This window comes from Pseudomonas sp. ASL3 (genome assembly GCF_056680425.1).
Genome location: NZ_CM155281.1, coordinates 573,119 through 590,087, shown reverse-complemented (window position 1 = coordinate 590,087; position 16,969 = coordinate 573,119). Strand labels below are relative to the sequence as shown.

Annotated in this window: 13 protein-coding genes; 3 read left to right on the top strand and 10 right to left on the bottom strand. The window is 59.8% G+C overall.

Annotation, left to right across the window (positions count from 1 at the left end; all coding sequences use genetic code 11):
- Nucleotides 1–229: 229 nt before the first annotated feature.
- The 6 genes from pepN to AC1MEE_RS02720 are packed head-to-tail and all read right to left on the bottom strand — an operon-like array spanning nt 230 to nt 6,783.
- Nucleotides 230–2,887 (bottom strand): aminopeptidase N, encoded by a 2,658-nt coding sequence (gene pepN / locus AC1MEE_RS02745; RefSeq protein WP_480413691.1) that lies wholly within the window; start codon nt 2,885–2,887, stop codon nt 230–232.
- A gap of 53 nt (nt 2,888–2,940) precedes the next feature.
- Nucleotides 2,941–3,771, bottom strand: a complete 831-nt coding sequence (locus tag AC1MEE_RS02740) for a DUF2797 domain-containing protein (protein ID WP_480416135.1) — start codon at nt 3,769–3,771, stop codon at nt 2,941–2,943.
- Complete coding sequence (locus AC1MEE_RS02735) at nt 3,768–4,028, bottom strand: YeaC family protein (RefSeq protein WP_480413690.1); 261 nt, start codon at nt 4,026–4,028, stop codon at nt 3,768–3,770. Before AC1MEE_RS02735 ends, AC1MEE_RS02740 begins: the two co-directional genes overlap by 4 nt.
- Nucleotides 4,029–4,055: 27 nt before the next feature.
- Nucleotides 4,056–4,925: a rhomboid family intramembrane serine protease gene (locus AC1MEE_RS02730; RefSeq protein ID WP_480413689.1), complete on the bottom strand. Its 870-nt coding sequence runs from the start codon at nt 4,923–4,925 to the stop codon at nt 4,056–4,058.
- The gene (locus tag AC1MEE_RS02725) at nt 4,922–5,893 is read right to left on the bottom strand and encodes a metallophosphoesterase (protein ID WP_480413688.1); all 972 of its coding nucleotides are present in this window, start codon (nt 5,891–5,893) and stop codon (nt 4,922–4,924) included. Before AC1MEE_RS02725 ends, AC1MEE_RS02730 begins: the two co-directional genes overlap by 4 nt.
- Nucleotides 5,893–6,783: an NAD(+) kinase gene (locus tag AC1MEE_RS02720; RefSeq protein WP_480413687.1), complete on the bottom strand. Its 891-nt coding sequence runs from the start codon at nt 6,781–6,783 to the stop codon at nt 5,893–5,895. The genes AC1MEE_RS02725 and AC1MEE_RS02720 overlap by 1 nt, the downstream gene beginning before the upstream one ends.
- A 241-nt stretch (nt 6,784–7,024) precedes the next feature.
- On the opposite strand from AC1MEE_RS02720, the gene AC1MEE_RS02715 reads away from it, so the two are divergent.
- On the top strand, nt 7,025–8,014 hold the full coding sequence (locus tag AC1MEE_RS02715) for a DUF1853 family protein (protein ID WP_480413686.1): 990 nt from the start codon (nt 7,025–7,027) through the stop codon (nt 8,012–8,014).
- Nucleotides 8,015–8,145: 131 nt separating this feature from the next.
- Here the strand turns inward: AC1MEE_RS02715 and AC1MEE_RS02710 are convergent, their stop codons facing one another.
- The 3 genes from AC1MEE_RS02710 to AC1MEE_RS02700 form a co-directional block, all read right to left on the bottom strand.
- Nucleotides 8,146–9,363, bottom strand: a complete 1,218-nt coding sequence (locus tag AC1MEE_RS02710) for an MFS transporter (protein WP_480413685.1) — start codon at nt 9,361–9,363, stop codon at nt 8,146–8,148.
- A 132-nt stretch (nt 9,364–9,495) separates the two neighbouring features.
- Nucleotides 9,496–10,839 (bottom strand): MFS transporter, encoded by a 1,344-nt coding sequence (locus AC1MEE_RS02705; RefSeq protein WP_480413684.1) that lies wholly within the window; start codon nt 10,837–10,839, stop codon nt 9,496–9,498.
- A gap of 145 nt (nt 10,840–10,984) precedes the next feature.
- Nucleotides 10,985–11,917: a 1-aminocyclopropane-1-carboxylate deaminase/D-cysteine desulfhydrase gene (locus tag AC1MEE_RS02700; protein WP_480413683.1), complete on the bottom strand. Its 933-nt coding sequence runs from the start codon at nt 11,915–11,917 to the stop codon at nt 10,985–10,987.
- A gap of 321 nt (nt 11,918–12,238) precedes the next feature.
- Here AC1MEE_RS02700 and AC1MEE_RS02695 point away from each other — a divergent pair, with 321 nt between their 5' ends.
- Nucleotides 12,239–13,264 (top strand): IS110 family RNA-guided transposase, encoded by a 1,026-nt coding sequence (locus tag AC1MEE_RS02695; RefSeq protein WP_480413682.1) that lies wholly within the window; start codon nt 12,239–12,241, stop codon nt 13,262–13,264.
- A gap of 277 nt (nt 13,265–13,541) precedes the next feature.
- On the opposite strand, the gene AC1MEE_RS02690 is transcribed toward AC1MEE_RS02695, so the two are convergent.
- A complete protein-coding gene (locus tag AC1MEE_RS02690; RefSeq protein WP_480413681.1) occupies nt 13,542–15,578 on the bottom strand; it encodes an oxidoreductase in 2,037 nt (678 codons plus the stop codon).
- Nucleotides 15,579–15,820: 242 nt separating this feature from the next.
- Between AC1MEE_RS02690 and AC1MEE_RS02685 the strand changes: the two genes are divergently transcribed.
- The gene (locus AC1MEE_RS02685; protein ID WP_480413680.1) at nt 15,821–16,966 is read left to right on the top strand and encodes a carbon-nitrogen hydrolase family protein; all 1,146 of its coding nucleotides are present in this window, start codon (nt 15,821–15,823) and stop codon (nt 16,964–16,966) included.
- Nucleotides 16,967–16,969 lie beyond the last annotated feature (3 nt).

The following is a 16,969-nucleotide window of genomic DNA, read 5'->3' as shown; positions in this document are numbered from 1 at the left end:
TCAGCTTGGCCTCACGGCGTCCACCTTGCGTTTCACTACAGTTGTCGTCACTTACTCTGGCCATCGCTTTCAGATGGCTGGTTTTGGCCCATGCCGGGCACACTGGGAGCAGGCTTGCCTGCGAAGAGATCACCGCAATCCCGCTGAGCATTGGAGCCCCATTTTCCAGACATAAAAAAGGCGCTGCCCCATCACCTGCGGGTAGCGCCCTCGATTTGTTGCGGATGAATCAAGCCAGACTTTTACTCACCACCTCATACACGTCGCTCGACAGATTGCCCGAGGCACGGATGCGTTCCAGCTCGGTTTTCATCAGCGCCTGACGGGCGCTGTCGTATTTGCGCCAGCGGGTCAGCGGGGCCAATTGGCGAGAGGCAATCTGCGGGTTGAAGGCGTTCAGTTGAATCACCAGATCCGCCAGGAAGCGATAACCCGAACCATCAGCGGCATGGAAGTTGATCAGGTTCTGACCGGCGAAGGCACCGACCAACGCGCGGACCTTGTTCGGGTTCTTCAGGGTGAAGGCCGGGTGTTCCATCAACTGCTGAACCCGTTGTAGCCCTCCCGGAAGGGTGCTACCTGCCTGGACGCTGAACCATTGGTCCATGACCAACGGGTTGTCCTTGAAGTTGTCGGCGAAGGTGGCCAACGCCTTGGCCTTTTCTTCGGCGAAGGTTGAGTTGACCAGCACCGCCAGCGCGGTCAGCCGTTCGGTCATGTTGTCGCAGGAATCGAACTGTTCAAGGCTGGCCGCCAGTACTTGCGGTTTGCCGCTGAGCATCAGGTACGACAGCGCGATATTTTGCAGGCCTCGGCGGGCGAAATGTTCGGCTTCGGCCATGTAAGCGGTGGTTTTCGACTGCTCGCGGTTGGCTTGATAGCGCTGCCACAGGCCGTCGAACAGACTGTCGGCCAGTTGCTTGCGGGCAAATTCACGGGCGGCGTGGATGGCGTCCACATCGGCGATTTCGCTGATTTCCGTCAGGTAGGCCTCACCCGGTAACGACAGCATCTCGGCGACCATGGCCTGATCGAGCTGATCGTCAGCCAGCACGCTGCTCAACGCCGTGACCAGACGCTGATCGAGTACCAGTTGGGCGCCCTTCTGATATTGGCCGATCAGTTCCTGCAACACCTGCACCGACAGTTGCTGGCCCGCTTCCCAGCGATTGAAGCCGTCGCTGTCGTGCTGCATCAGGAACATCAATTGGTCGCGGTTGTACGGGAAGCTCAGTTTCACCGGCGCCGAGAAGCCACGCAGCAATGAAGGCAGCGGTTTTTCAGCGATGTCGACGAAGGTGAAGGTCTGCTCGGCCTGGGTCACCGAAATCACCCGAGTGGTGCCGACGGCCGCGGCTTCGCCGGACAGACGCAGGGCGATTTCGCCGCCCTGTGCATTCAGCAAGCCGAGTTCCACCGGGATCACGAAGGGTTGTTTTTCCTGCTTGTCCGGGGTCGCCGGGTAGCTCTGGCGGAAGGTCAGGCTGTAGGTTTTCGCGGCGCTGTCATACGCCTCGCTGACCGCCAACCGAGGGGTGCCAGCCTGGCTGTACCAGCGCTTGAACTGGGTCAGCTCGACACCGTTGGCGTCTTCCATGGCCTTGATGAAGTCATCGCAGGTCACGGCCTGACCGTCATGGCGTTCGAAGTACAGGTCGCTGCCGTTGCGGAAGCCCTCGGCACCGAGCAAGGTGCGCAACATGCGCACAACTTCCGAGCCCTTCTCATACACCGTCAGGGTGTAGAAGTTGGAAATCTCGATGAAGCTGTCCGGGCGCACAGCGTGGGCCATGGGACCGGCATCTTCGGCAAACTGATGAGTGCGCAGGTAGGCGACGTCTTCGATGCGCTTGACCGTGCGCGAGTTCATATCCGCCGAGAACTCGGCGTCGCGGAACACCGTGAAACCTTCCTTGAGCGACAGCTGGAACCAGTCGCGGCAGGTCACGCGGTTGCCCGACCAGTTGTGGAAATATTCGTGGGCGACCACGGCCTCGACCCGCTGGTGCGCGGCATCGGTGGCGGTTTCGGCACGGGCCAGCACACAGCTGGAGTTGAAGATGTTGAGGCCCTTGTTCTCCATGGCGCCCATGTTGAAATCGTTGACCGCCACGATCATGAAGATATCCAGATCGTATTCGCGACCGTAGGTTTCTTCGTCCCAGCGCATGGACTTCTTCAGGCTGTTCATGGCGTGCTGGCATTTGTCGATGTTTTCCGGCTCGACATAAATGCGCAGGGTCACGTTGCGCTCACTCATGGTGGTGAACACGTCTTCCACGCACCACAGATCACCGGCCACCAGCGCGAACAGGTACGCCGGTTTCATGAATGGATCTTCCCAGGTCGCCCAGTGCCGACCGCCCTCTTCCGGGCCGCTGGCAATCGGGTTGCCGTTGGACAGCAGCACCGGGAAGCTGTGTTTGTCGGCGCTGAGGGTGGTGGTGAACCGGCTCATCACGTCCGGGCGGTCGAGGTAATAGGTGATCTTGCGAAAACCTTCGGCTTCGCACTGGGTGCAGAACATCCCGCTGGATTTGTACAGGCCTTCCAGTGCGGTGTTGGTTTCCGGATGGATGCGCACCGTGCTGTCGAGGGTGAACCGTTCAGCCTTGGGCTGCACGGTCAGGTGATCAGGCGTCAGTTGGTATTCACTGGGTGTCAGGTTGGTATCGTCGAGCTTGAGCGACAGCAGCTCGAGCAGCTGCCCATCCAGCACCAGCGGCGGCAGACCGGACCCGCGCACAGGGTTGCGACGCATCACCAGTTGCGCATGGACCAGGGTGTGGTCCTCGAACAACTCGAAGGTCAGGTGCGTCTCGTCGATGAGGTACTCAGGCGCCTGATAATCCTTCAGATAAATCATTTTCGGTTGTTCTGTGCGCATGCTGGAATCCTTTTACTGGGGCACGCCGAGTGGGGCATGCCTAGTGGGCACGTCTAGTGATGCACGGCGAGCTGGTAGGCCGTGTATTTACGAATATTGATCACGCCGGTATCGAAGATCAGGTATTGGCCCTTGATCCCCAGCAGCGTGCCTTCGGCTATCGGGTTCTTGTCCAGATTGAAGCTGACGATCTTGGCCGGATAAGCCTCGACCGGGTAACGGATCTCAATCGGCTCGACGTCATGCAGGAGTTGAATGGCCTGTAGGCCAAATCGCTCTTGCAGGCCCTGCAAGCCTTCGCCGCAGGTGTCGAACAGTTGCTGTCGAACAGCTTTCAAATCCACCGACGGCGCATCACCCTTGAGCAGGGCACGCCAGTTGGTACGGTCGGCCACTTGACTGCGCAACAGGTCTTCGACGAAACCGGACTGCTGCCGGGTTGCCACGCGCACGATCGGTACGGCCTGACTGGCCCCCTGATCAAGCCAGCGGGTAGGCAACTGGGTGGCGCGGGTGATGCCGACCTTGACCCCGGAAGAGTTGGCCAGATAGACCACATGATCGGTCATGCAGAATTGCTCGCCCCACGCAGGATCGCGGCAGGTGCCAAGTGCGTGGTGGCATTTTTCCGGGCTCATGATGCAGACATCGCACTGCGCCAGTTTGGTCATGCACGGATAGCAATAACCTTGGCTGAAACTGGTCTTGGTCTTGCGCCCGCAGTGGGTGCAATGGATGGCACCCAGGTATTCCAGACGTACTGTCTTGCCGATCATGGGGTTGACCGGAATGTCCGCCTCGCCCAGACGAAACCCGTACTGCACCGTCGGCGCGTCAAGGCGCGCCGACATTTTGCTGATTGCACCGCGGCCAATCTCGATCAATGGATAGCGTCCGATTTGAACAGAATGTTCGGCACTGGCGCCGATTTGGAGCTGCATTCCTGCGGGCCCATGTAGCCGGTGCGTTGCTCTTCAGGCACGTTCTGCACTTCCCAGGCGATCAATGCCTGCAAGGACAGCTCACGCTGATCCTGGGACAATTTTCGACCATCGGACCACTTGCCGATTTCCACTGCCAATTTCAGGCTTTCGTAGATATCCGGGGTAATGTTTTCGATCATTTCAACAAAAGAGGACATACCACTCTCCAAAGTAAGGACGCAATCTTAGCGAGTCCGGCGGGCCAGCGCACCGCCTACCAGACCTGTAACGCAACCGATGATCAGGCCGCCGACATGGGCTCCGTTGGCGATGGCGCCAAAGCCGAGCATGCTGATCAGGCCCGAGATACACAGCAGCAGCCAGACCAGCATCATGACCAGCACGCCGCGAGGCAAACTATAAATCGGGTTCGGCGCCAGCATCTGGTAGATCCAGCAATGACCGAGCAGGGCGTAGAGTACGCCGGACAGCCCCCCGAACAGGGTCGGCCCGCTGTACCAGTATTGGGCGTAGTTGGACACCGCACTGAACAGCAACGTCAACCCAAGCAAGTGCCAACTGCCCTGCCGCAACTCGATCCGCCGTCCCAGTTCCCAAAACCACATGCCGTTCATGGCGATATGCAGAATGCCGAAATGCACCAGCATCGGCGTGACGATGCGCCACCACTGCCCGGCCGCGAGGCTGTCTTCCAGCGGCGTGAAGGTGACGTAGTCGCCGTGCACGCGGAAGTCGAGAAACGTCAGCCAGCTCAGGGTGTCGAGGTTGTCTCCGAACAGGGTGACGGCAGCGACGATCGCGCTCAGCAGCAATACCAGCGTGGTGACTGGGCTGTTGCGCAATTGCTGGACGAGCCCGGGCTGGGTGAAGGTTGCACCCTGCTCGGGGCCGGGCAACTCGTAGGTCGGATCGCCGTCAGGGAAGCGTTGATACAGCGAGCGAATGTCCTCGGCCAACTGCATGTTTGGCACCCACAACACTTGCTCGCCCGATTCTTCACTGACGCGATGGGGCACGCGCAAGCGCTGCAACAGGCTGACGAAGCCACTCAAATCGGTGGTCAACGGCAGACGAAATACCGCAACAGGACTCATTGCACAGCCTCTGGACGTTCTACATCGACCCAGACAAATTTGCGCGGGTCGATAGAGGTTTCCTGATCCAGCCGATAGGCGACCAGTTTGCCGTAAAGCACGGCGCTGTAATCCAGACAGGCCAGATTCGGCCGGATTGGGGCGGGCTTGCCACTGCGCCAATAATGTCCGACGAACAGCAAAGGTTCGTCGCTGCCATAGCGCAGCAAGGCGTTTTTTTCGATCGACGACAACGGTGTCTTCGCGACCAGTTCGGGCAAGGCGTCGGGCTGAAACACGATGTCACCGTAGGTTTGTGGGTCGTCTTCCCAGAACTTGGTGCGGAAAAACGCGCGGGTCAGGCCATCGCCGCCGGTCAGGGTCAGGCCATGCGGCAGGCGCATGTCGGTGCCGCGCAGCAGGCGATCAAAGACGTTACTGGCGAAACTGCCGGGCACGGCGGAGGCCTGGACGAAGTGTTCGTCGATACAACCGTCGCTATGCAGCGCCCGCAGCGGCTCGATCAAACCCGCGTCCCAACAGGCGTGGACCATGCGGAAACGACCGGCGTCGATAAACAGCGGCATTTCGTAAAACCACGCGAGGAAGTCGCGCCAGTCGTCCGGGTGCTGGGCGAATTGGGTCAGGGTTTCATCGATCAACCGTGTGTGACGCGGCGTATGTTCGCGCACGAACTGTTTGTTGCTGCCGGGCAATGCCGGCGTGCTCCAGCCCAGTGCGTTGAACTCATGATTGCCCATGATGCAGTGGGCCTGGCCGGCGTCGACCATGTCATGAACGATGTGCAGCGCTTCGCGAATCCGCGGGCCACGGTCGATGATGTCGCCGAGAAACAGCGCGATACGTTCAGGGTGGCGCCAGACGCCCGCCTGAAAACGGTAACCGAGGTTGTCGAGCAAGTGCTCAAGGGTATGGGCACAGCCATGCACGTCACCGATCAGATCATAGCTACGCGCGGGATCGAGCATCAGTCGCCTCCACCACCGAGCCGGCTACCCCAGCCAAGCTTGGTGCGACAGACTTCGTAATAGTTGTGATCAAGGGGATGAATCAGCCGCAGTTTTTGCGGCTTCTTGCTGATGGTGATGGTGTCACCGGGCGCACAGGTGAAATGGTTCTGCCCGTCACACGAGACTTGCGGGTAGATCTGCATGTCTTTGGACACGACGATTTTCAGCTCGCTGTTGCCGTCGACCACGATCGGCCGACCCGACAAGGTGTGGGGGTACATCGGCACGATGACGATGGCGTCGAGCTTGGGGTGCATGATCGGCCCGCCCGCCGACAGCGCGTAGGCGGTCGAACCGGTTGGCGTGGCAACGATCAGGCCGTCGGCCTTCTGGCTGCAAACGAATTGGCCGTCGATGTACAGCTCGAACTCGATCATCCGCGTCGATTTACCCGGATGCAGCACCACGTCGTTGAGCGCATCACCCTGACCGATGGCTTCGCCATGACGCCGCACTTCGGCCTGAAGCAGGAAACGGTTTTCCACCAGATAGTGGCCATCGAGGACTTCGGCGACCTTCACTTCCAGTTCGTCGGGGCGGATATCGGTAAGGAAACCCAGGCTGCCCCGGTTGATCCCCAGCACTGGCACATTGTGCCGCGCCAAGGCCCGCGCGGCGCCCAGCAAGCTGCCATCACCGCCAACGACGATCACCATGTCACAGACTTCGCCGAGCATTTTACGCGTCGACGTTTGCAGACCATGGCCAGGCAAGACTTCGGCGATAGTGTCTTCGAGGATCACGTGCATGTGCCGCTCGAGCAGAAACGCCTTCAGTCGGCGAACGGTATCAAGCACCTGCGAACTGCCGAGGCGACCAATGATGCCGATATTGCGAAATTGCTCCATGGGGCTCCTGCGGGATTCGATACGGCTTAAAGAAAGAGATTATGGGTGAAAGGCCCACTCAGCGGCAAACGACTAACTATCTGACTCCCTCTGTGGAGCTGCCGAAGGCTGCGATAAGGTCGGAACGACCTTCAATTATCGAAACATCAGCGACCGCTCCGCGGTCGATCGCAGCCTTCGGCAGCTCCTACACTCGATTTGTGTCCGACGCATACCCCTCAACACCAGCTATTCTCGCAACATGACTTTGTTTCCGAGCTTACTCGACCTTCCCCGCCAGTTGCGCCATCCCGAAGTGCGCGACCTGGCATGGGTCATCCTCGCGCCGCCCATGCTCAGCCAGACACCCTGGCCCCAGCGCCATCCCCTGACCGGCAGCGATTGGGTGCAAGCACCGCAGACGCTGGCCGACTGGTTGCTCAGTCTGGACCAGGACAGCAGAGCCTTGAATCACTGGCTGGCGCTGGGCGCGACCCGTCGCCTGGGCCTGTATTACGAGCGGCTTTGGCAATTTGCCGTGCAACACGCCCCGGGCGTCGAGATGATCGCCGCCAACCTGCCGATCCGCCTGGCCGGGCACACACTGGGGGAACTGGACATGCTGCTGCGTGATCGCGACGGCGTGCATCACGTGGAATTGGCGATCAAGCTCTATTTGGGGCCACAACAGGGGGATGGCAAGGACCCGGCGCAATGGTTGGGACCGGGCTGTCATGACCGGCTGGACCGCAAACTCACGCACCTGAGCCAACATCAATTGCCCATCTCGGCGCGTCCGGAGAGCCGCGAAGCCCTCGCTGCGCTGGATATCCGCCAGTTCAGCGCCGAGCTGTGGCTGGGGGGTTATCTGCTGTATCCATGGCCTGGCCACGCGCAATCACCGACGGGCGCGCACCGTCAGCACCTGAACGGGCGCTGGCTGCATCAGCGTGACTGGTCGGAGTTCATCGCGCAAAGCCCCGCTGGCCGTTGGCAACCCCTGCCGCGCCACGCCTGGCTGGCCCCCGCTCATTACAGCGAAGCCCAGACCTGGCAGAGCGATCAACTGCAGGATTGGCTGAGCCAACTGGACCCGCTGGCACCCGCGCAGCTGTTGGTGCGCTTGACCGAAAATGAAGAGGGCGACTGGGAAGAGGCCGAGCGACTGTTCCTGGTATCGGATCAGTGGCCCAACCTCGGGGATACGACCAACGCGATCAGCTCAATCGCTGTGTCGATGCCGTCCGCCTGAGCGTTCGGCCGGAATCTATGTAGGAGCTGCCGAAGGCTGCGATAAGGTCGGCACGACCTTCAGCGGTCTCAAGAAAGCGACCGGTTCCCGGTCGATCGCAGCCTTCGGCAGCTCCTACAGGTGATCGGCGCTCATACCTTTTTAGTGTTGGGCAACAGCACCGTAAATATCCCCAGCAGCGGCAGGAATGAGCAAAGCGTGTACACGTAAATGATCCCGTGGATATCCGCCAGGTAGCCAAGCAACGCCGCGCCAATCCCGCCGAAACCGAACATCAAGCCGAAGAACACCCCGGCGATCATGCCGACATTGCCCGGCACCAGCTCTTGGGCAAACACCACGATGGCCGAAAACGCCGACGCCAGAACGAAACCGATGATCACGCTCAGCACCGTGGTCCAGAACAGGTCGGCGTAGGGCAACATCAAGGTGAACGGCGCCACACCCAGGATCGAGAACCAGATCACCGTCTTGCGCCCGACTTTGTCGCCGATAGGGCCGCCAAAGAACGTACCGGCCGCCACTGCGCCGAGGAACAGGAATAGGTGCAGTTGCGAACTGGCCACCGACAGATCGAATTTCTGGATCAGGTAGAAGGTGAAATAACTGGTGAAGCTGGCCATGTAGAAGTATTTGGAAAACACCAGAAACCCGAGGACCAACAGGGCACCGATCACCCGGTTTTTCGACAGACCATGGGTCGCTTGTTGCCCTGCCCTGAGTTTGAACAGGTTCAAATGCGCGCGGTACCAGCGACTGATGGCGTACAGCAAGGCAATGGCACACACGGCAAACAGCCCGAACCACGCGACATGGCCCTGACCAAACGGAATGATGATGGCCGCTGCCAACAGTGGCCCGAATGCCGACCCCGCATTGCCGCCCACCTGGAACGACGACTGTGCCAGACCAAAGCGGCCTCCCGACGCCAGGCGAGCCACTCGTGAAGCTTCCGGGTGGAAGGTCGAGGAACCCACGCCGATCAATGCCGCCGCCAGCAGAATGAGCGGAAAGCTGCCCACCATCGACAGCATCACAATCCCCACCAGCGTGCAGATCGAACCCGCGGGCAACAACAGCGGATTCGGATGGCGATCGGTGTAATAACCGACCCACGGCTGCAGCAGCGATGCGGTGACCTGAAAAGTCAGGGTAATCAATCCGACCTGGGAGAAGGTCAGCCCGTAATTTGCCTTGAGCATCGGATAGATCGACGGCAGCACAGACTGGATCAGGTCGTTGATCAAGTGTGCCAAGGCCACGGCACCGATGATGCGCATGACCAGCGGGCTGCTCTGACTTGCGGCCACCGGGGGTATCGAGCTCGACTGAGCGTTTGTCAGGGCCATGAACTTCATCCGTAAAAATGGACATGCGCTTTGCAAAATGTGTCACCAGCGCGTGGGGCGCCAATGTGCCACTTTTTAGTGCGGCATTGCCATTTTTTGTTGCGGACTTTGGTCTGACCCTTCGCAGGCCTATCAAGCAACAGACCCTATCACAGACTTCACAGCGTCAATCTCGCCAACACTGCCATGCAGAGATATTTTCGAAGTCTCCGGCAATGCCAAACCACCAGCCAACGCCAACACCGCGACGACCATCAGGTAAAAAGCCGGCGACAGATTGCTACCCGTGGTGCTGATCAGCCACGTTGCCATCAACGGCGCGGTGCCACCAAAAATCGTGTACGCCATGTTGTAGGTGATCGCCGAAGCGGTGTAACGGGTGCGGGTCGGGAAGGTTTCAGAGAGCAAGGCCGCGGTGACCACGCCACAGAGCACGGCACCGATCGCCAACAGCATCACGCCGATGACCGACGCAATGAATGACCCGGAACTGGCCATCAGGAATGCCGGATACACCACCACGAGCAACAGGATACCGGCACTGGCCATTGTGGCCCGACGCCCTACCCTGTCGGAATAAGCCCCGGCCAATGGGCAGATTGCTGCGGCAAAAATCAGCGCGATCACCGACACCAGCAATGCCGTGGCCCGGCTGAGGCCGCCTGCGACTTGCAGGTACGTGGCGAAGTACGTGGTGAACATATAAAAGGACAACGCTGTCAGCGAAACGAACGCCCCCAGACAGCAGATCGCGCCACCATGGGTTCTGAGGGTTTCGCGCAACGGTGAATGGGCCACCGCATGCTCTTCAGTGACAGCCTGAAACGCCGGGGTTTCATCCAGCTTCCAGCGCAGATACAGACCGACCAGCCCCAGCGGCGCTGCCACCAAAAACGGCAAGCGCCAGCCCCAACTGTTCATGGCTTCCAGCGACAGCGACGATTCCAGCGCATACGCCACCACAGCGGCGCAGGCAAAGGCGGAAAACGTCGACACTGGTACAAAGCTGCCGTACCAGGCGCGCTCGGTGCGCGGTGCGTGTTCCATCAAATACGCGCAGGCGCCTGCGTATTCGCCACCGGCGGAAAACCCTTGAGCGCAACGGATCATGGTCAATAGCACCGGCGCCAACACGCCAATCGCCGCATAACTGGGCAGCACGCCGATCAAGGTCGTCGCGCCCGCCATCAGCAGGATGGTCAAGGCCAGGGTCTTCTTGCGCCCGACCCGGTCACCGAGCATGCCAAAGAAAATACCGCCCAGTGGCCGAAACGCGAACGCCACGGCGAACACGGCAAACGTCTTCAACAACGCAACGCTGGGGTCGCCACTGGGGAAAAACTGCTGAGCGATCGTCGTCGCCAAAAAGCCATACACCGCAAAGTCGAACCATTCGACGAAGTTGCCAATGGCCGCCGCGCAGATGACGCGTCTCAAGGTAGCAGGGTCCACCCGCTTCATTGCTTGGGTTGTCATGCTGACCTCGGCGCACTCGTTAGGAAGATATCGATTATCGGGACAGCGCTGATACCTGCTGACTCCAGAAGAGTCATCCACGTACTCAGGTGCGACCCGCTACCGGATGAGTAGTCGCAGGATTCGTGCCACAAGGATCAGATCCTTATCCCTTCACCCCCCGCGCCTCTATCCCCCGCCACCCCTGCAAGCCACCGGTATGGACAAAGATCAACCGCGTGCCCCGCGCGAACAACCCGGCCGCCACCTGATCGTGCAGGGCCAGTAGTGCCTTGCCGGTGTACAGCGGCTCCAGCGGCAGACCGCTTTCGGCTTCGCTGCTGGCGATGAAGTCCAGCAAGTGCGGGTCGGTTTTGGCAAAGCCGCCGCGGCTGGCGTCCAGCAGGTGATAAACGGGACTGGGTGTATCCGCGTGTTCGAGGATGGCAGCCACATGCTGGGCGACGCCGTGGTCGTCCGGCACCGCCAGGGCACCATAGACCGGATGTGCACCAACTTCGGCCAGAACCAGCCCTGCCAGGGTGGTGCCGGTGCCTGCCGCCAGCCACCATGCGTGATAATCGCTCCAGCCGAGTCGGCTGATTTGGCTGCGCGCCTGAGTCAACACGTCGGCGCAACCCAAGGCACCGAGCAATCCGCCACCCCCTTCGGGCACCGCGTGCAAATGTGGGTAGAGCGCCTGCCACGGCAACCAGAAATCCGCCTGATGCCGCGCGCGATACCCGGCGTAACCCAGCCAGTGCAGTTGCATGCCGAATGCCTGCAAATCGAGTACGGTCGGCGTTTCCTGCGCATGCCCGCGCAACAGGCCTACAGTCGGGAAGCCGAAGCGTTTGCCGGCTGCCGCCAACGCATGCAGGTGGTTGGAATGCGCACCGCCCAGACTGATGACACCGTCAGCGCCGGCTTCGGCAGCCGCGGTAAGATGGTGGGCCAGCTTGAACCACTTATTGCCGGAGATCAGCGGGTCGATCAGGTCCAGACGCAGGATCGCTACATCGACATCGGCCTGTTTCAGCCAGGGCAGATGCAGGCGTTCGAGGGGGGCGTTGGGTGGGGTGGGGATTGGGGGGAACATGGCGGCAGAATCGGTGTTTCAGGTAGACCGCGTCAAGCTATTCGCAGGCAAGCCTGCTCCCACACAGGCTGTGTGAAAACCTCCGCGACCGATTAACTGATTAAAAACTGACCTGAAAATCGCGTTCCTACGTGAAATTCAGGTCTGTCCAACAGCCGATCTATTTCAGAATTGACGTACGAACATGCAGTTCAGTTTTCTGTTGGGGTTTTCACACAGCCTGCACAGTTCAACCGCATATTCTAATGAAATGGTTACCCCCCGTCCCGCCCGGTGAAACGCCACTAAGCTTTCATCGGGCACCTAACGGAGACCATTGCCATGAATCGTGTAGAAGTCGTGAGTGTTGATCTGGGAAAACAGTGCTTCCACGCTATTGAGTTTGATAGTCGCGAGAAGGAGATTCTTCGCAAGAAGCTCACTCGCGTGACGCTGTTGCCATTCTTTGCCAACCTCGACCCTTGCACCGTGGTGATGGAGGCCTGTGGCGGTGCCCATTTTCTAGCGCGTGAGCTGATCAAACTCGGGCATACGCCCAAGCTGATTGCCGCCAAGCACGTGAAGCCAATGCTCAAAAGCAACAAAAATGACTTTGCCGATGCCGAAGCGATTTACGAAGCACGCAAGCGTCCGAATATTCATTTTGTCTCGCCAAAAACCGAAGTCCGGCAAGCGCAGGGCCTGTTGATTACGGTGCGCGATGCTTTCGTCAGAGACCGCATAGCGACGTCAAATCGGATTCACTGCATCCTTCTGGAGATCGGTATTGCGTTGAGTGCCAGCCACAAATCAATCAGAGAGCTCCCCGTCCTGCTTGATCAAAAGAGCATCCCGCCTGCTTTCAAAGCGCTGCTGTTAGAGCTGCATAGCCACTTCAATTACCTCGAGGTGAAGATCAAGGACATGGACCGGCAAATCAAACGCCAAGCCGCTGAAGATGATCTGGCTCGCCGTTTGATGACAATTCCGGGCGTCGGCCCGATCACCTCCAGCGTCCTGGCCTCGGAGCTGGGCGATGGCAAGCAGTACAAGTGTGGTCGCGACTACTCGGCGTCGATCGGGTTGGTGCCCAAGCAGTACACGACAGGCGGCAAGCCGAGACTTTTGGGGATCAGCAAGCGCGGCGATCCCAACCAGAGAAGGTTGTTAATCCAGTGTGCGCGGGTCTATTTGATCGCTCTGGATCGACAGAAAGGCGCGTTGGCAGACTGGGTCCGCCAACTGCTGAGCCGACACCACAGCAATCATGTGGTCTGCGCCCTGGCCAACAAATTAGGCCGCATTGCCTGGGCAATCGCGGCCAATCACAGCGAATTCGATGCAGGGCCAAGCGCGATGAGCGCCTGACCCTGCTGTCACCCGAGCACCACCCACCTGGTTTTGCGATGCTGGATAACAGATGACGTGAACGGCATACCGGCCTGACGAATACCCTGGGCTCCCACACGGCTGAAAAAGCCGTCATTCTATCAAGGGTCGTCGGGCGCGATTTTCATCGAGGCGCGGGGTGCGATATTCCCCAGACGCCGGATAGATTAAAGCAAGCCAAACACGCATCAAAAACAGTATTGCAGAAAAGGGGGTAACCATAGATGTGGGAGCAGGCTTGCCTGCGAACAGGATCTTACAGTTCAGCCGCCAATCGCGAGCCCTGGTTGATCGCGCGCTTGGCGTCCAGTTCGGCAGCAACATCCGCGCCGCCGATCAGGTGCACGTTCTGACCCGCCTCGACCAGGCCGTCATACAGCTCACGCAGCGGGTCCTGGCCGGCGCAGATCACCACGTTATCCACAGGCAATACGTGCGACTCACCTTCGCCGATGCGGATGTGCAGACCGGCATCGTCGATTTTCAGGTATTCGACGCTGTTGAGCATTTGCACGTGCTTGTTCTTCAGGCCCGTGCGATGAATCCAGCCCGTGGTTTTACCCAAGCCATCGCCGACCTTGGATGTCTTGCGCTGCAAGAGGAACACCTGACGCGCAGGAACATGGGGCTCGGCTTTGATCCCGGCCACGCCACCGCGCGCCTGCAAGGCGCTGTCGATGCCCCACTCTTTCCAGAATGCAGCGCGGTCCAGGCTAGTGGACACGCCCTTGTGCACCAGATATTCCGACACGTCGAAACCGATGCCGCCCGCGCCAATCACCGCCACGCTCTGCCCGACCGGCTTGCGCTCCAGGATCACGTCCAGGTAGTTGAGCACCTTGGCGTGTTCGACGCCAGGAATGGCCGGGGTGCGTGGCGCGATACCGGTGGCGAGGATGACGTCGTCGTAACCGGCACCCACCAAATCACTCACCGACACCCGCGTGTTCAGGCACAGTTCGATGCCGGTGGTTTGCAGCTTGCGAGAAAAATAGCGCAGGGTTTCGAAGAACTCTTCCTTGCCCGGCACGCGCTTGGCGATGTTGAACTGACCACCGATCTCGCTGGCCGAATCGAACAAGGTGACCTGATGCCCGCGCTCCGCCGCCACGGTAGCAGCGGCCAAACCTGCCGGGCCGGCACCGACCACCGCGATTTTCTTGATCTGCTGCACGGGCAGGTAATTGAGCTCGGTCTCGTGACAGGCGCGTGGATTGACCAGACAACTGGTCAACTTGCCACCAAAGGTGTGGTCCAGACAGGCCTGATTGCAGCCGATGCAGGTGTTGATTTCGTCGCTGCGACCCGCAGCGGCCTTGTTGACGAAATCCGGGTCGGCAAGGAATGGGCGCGCCATGGAAACCATGTCGGCATCGCCTTCGCTGAGGATCTGCTCGGCGATTTCCGGGGTATTGATGCGGTTGGTGGTGATCAGCGGGATCTTCACCGAACCGCGCAGTTTGGCGGTGACCTTGCTGAACGCCCCACGCGGAACCTTGGTGGCGATGGTCGGAATTCGCGCCTCATGCCAGCCGATCCCGGTATTGATCAGGGTTGCCCCGGCTTGCTCGATGGCTTGGGCCAGTTGCACGATTTCTTCCCAGACGCTGCCACCTTCCACCAGATCGAGCATCGACAGGCGATAGATAATGATGAAGTTCGGGCCCACCGCTTCGCGCACCCGGCGGACGATCTCCACTGGCAGGCGCATGCGGTTTTCGTAACTGCCACCCCAGCGATCGGTGCGCTGGTTGGTGTGGGCGGCAAGGAACTGGTTAATGAAATAACCTTCAGAGCCCATGATTTCGACGCCGTCGTACTCGGCGATCTGCGCCAGGGTCGAGCAGGTGACGAAATCCTGGATCTGCTTCTCGATGCCTTCCTCGTCCAGTTCTTTGGGCTTGAACGGATTGATCGGCGCCTGAATCGCGCTCGGAGCGACTTGCTTGGGGCTGTAGGCATAGCGCCCGGCATGGAGGATCTGCATGCAGATTTTGCCACCGGCTTCATGCACGGCCTTAGTGACGATGCGATGCTTGTCGGCTTCTTCGACGGTGGTCAGCTTGGCCGCGCCGGAATACACCCCGCCCTCATCGTTGGGGCCAATGCCACCGGTCACCATCAAGCCGACGCCGCCACGGGCACGCTCGGCGAAATACGCGGCCATGCGTTCGAATCCGCCGGGCTTTTCTTCAAGGCCGGTGTGCATCGAGCCCATCAGGGTACGGTTGCGCAACGTAGTGAAACCCAGGTCCAGCGGAGCCAGCAGATGAGGGTAGTGAGCGGCGGCCATAGAAACTCCATCGAGCGTGATCACGGGATGCGGGGGCCTCAATGGACGCCCGTCAATTATTCAGGTCGGAGGCAAACGCCACTGACCTGTTCATAACGCAGACATTAAAGAGCCGCCCGGTCACACTCAATGACTGAAAGTGACAAGTTATTGATCCAAATGCACAGCGAGGGTTGGCAAGCGCGCCTCATCGCCCTACCCTAGTCAGCAAATCCTGCACACGGCTGCTCTCTGTGTCCCCCTTGCGCAAAATTTTCAATGTCTCCATCGCCCTGCTGTTGATCGCCATGGTCGTCAGCTACGCCATCTGGACCGGGCAGCGCCCCGTGAGCCACTACCTTTCCGATCTGCGCATCCAACTGACGGTGAATGAGGGTCAACCTGGCGAGCGCGGCAATCTTTTGGGCATTCAACCCGAACTGTTTCCCGTCGACTACCAGAGCCCCGAGCACCTGCACCGCAAGCTGGCAGCCTATCTGCAACAAGCCCGAGACAAAGGGCTGCTCAACAGCAAAACCATTGTGGTGCTGCCCGAGCACGTCGGTACCTGGCTATTTGCCAGCGGCGAAAAGGATCAGTTGTATCAAGCCACGACGGTCGATGAAGCCATGAATTGGCTAGCGGTCAGCAACCCCCTGCAATTTCTCAACGCCTTCATACGAGCCAAGGGCAGTAACCGGCTCAACGACGCCCATCTGCGGATGAAGGCGCGAGCCATGGCCGAGGATTACCAGGCACTGTTCGGCGGTCTGGCCAAAGAGTTTGGCGTGACGCTGGTGGCAGGTTCCATCGTACTGCCGGAACCCAGAATCGATAACGGCCGACTGCGGATCGGCTCAGGCGCCCTGTACAACACCAGTCTGGTGTTCGGTAGCGACGGCCTGCCCATCGGCCAACCGCAATGTCAGTTGTATCCGACATCCGCTGAGGGCAGTTACATCCAGCCAGCCTCTAATGCTGCGCTGAGTGTCATCGACACTCCGGCCGGGCGACTTGGCGTGTTGATTGGCAGTGATAGCTGGTACCCAAACAATTACGCGCAATTGAACAGCAACGGCGCCGAATTGATTGCCGTCCCGGCGTTCGTGGCGGGCAAGGGCCTCTGGTCCAAACCCTGGCATGGTTATAGGGGTGCTTCGACCCCGGCCGAGATCAGTCTCAAGCCGGGAGAAATCAGTGAGGGCGAAGCCTGGCGCCGCCTGACGCTGACCGGCCATGCACCGGACAGCACCGCACGTGCGGGCATCAGCGTGTTCATGCGTGGCCAGTTTTGGGATCAGGGCAGCTCCGGCCAAAGTTTTACCAGACGTCAGAGCCTGTCCGGCATCGATCAGATCAGCGCCGACCAGCCTGGGCATGGTGCGCGTCTGATCAACCTCTGGCTGTGATTC

Bases quoted from the DNA above. Each gene is read 5' to 3' on its own strand.
- AC1MEE_RS02725 (WP_480413688.1), bottom strand. From the start codon at position 5,893: ATGCTCGATCCCGCGCGTAGCTATGATCTGATCGGTGACGTGCATGGC.
- AC1MEE_RS02705 (WP_480413684.1), bottom strand. From the start codon at position 10,839: ATGACAACCCAAGCAATGAAGCGGGTGGACCCTGCTACCTTGAGACGC.
- AC1MEE_RS02715 (WP_480413686.1), top strand. From the start codon at position 7,025: ATGACTTTGTTTCCGAGCTTACTCGACCTTCCCCGCCAGTTGCGCCAT.
- AC1MEE_RS02700 (WP_480413683.1), bottom strand. From the start codon at position 11,917: ATGTTCCCCCCAATCCCCACCCCACCCAACGCCCCCCTCGAACGCCTG.
- AC1MEE_RS02720 (WP_480413687.1), bottom strand. From the start codon at position 6,783: ATGGAGCAATTTCGCAATATCGGCATCATTGGTCGCCTCGGCAGTTCG.
- AC1MEE_RS02735 (WP_480413690.1), bottom strand. From the start codon at position 4,028: ATGTCCTCTTTTGTTGAAATGATCGAAAACATTACCCCGGATATCTAC.
- AC1MEE_RS02710 (WP_480413685.1), bottom strand. From the start codon at position 9,363: ATGGCCCTGACAAACGCTCAGTCGAGCTCGATACCCCCGGTGGCCGCA.
- AC1MEE_RS02695 (WP_480413682.1), top strand. From the start codon at position 12,239: ATGAATCGTGTAGAAGTCGTGAGTGTTGATCTGGGAAAACAGTGCTTC.
- AC1MEE_RS02730 (WP_480413689.1), bottom strand. From the start codon at position 4,925: ATGAGTCCTGTTGCGGTATTTCGTCTGCCGTTGACCACCGATTTGAGT.
- AC1MEE_RS02690 (WP_480413681.1), bottom strand. From the start codon at position 15,578: ATGGCCGCCGCTCACTACCCTCATCTGCTGGCTCCGCTGGACCTGGGT.
- pepN (WP_480413691.1), bottom strand. From the start codon at position 2,887: ATGCGCACAGAACAACCGAAAATGATTTATCTGAAGGATTATCAGGCG.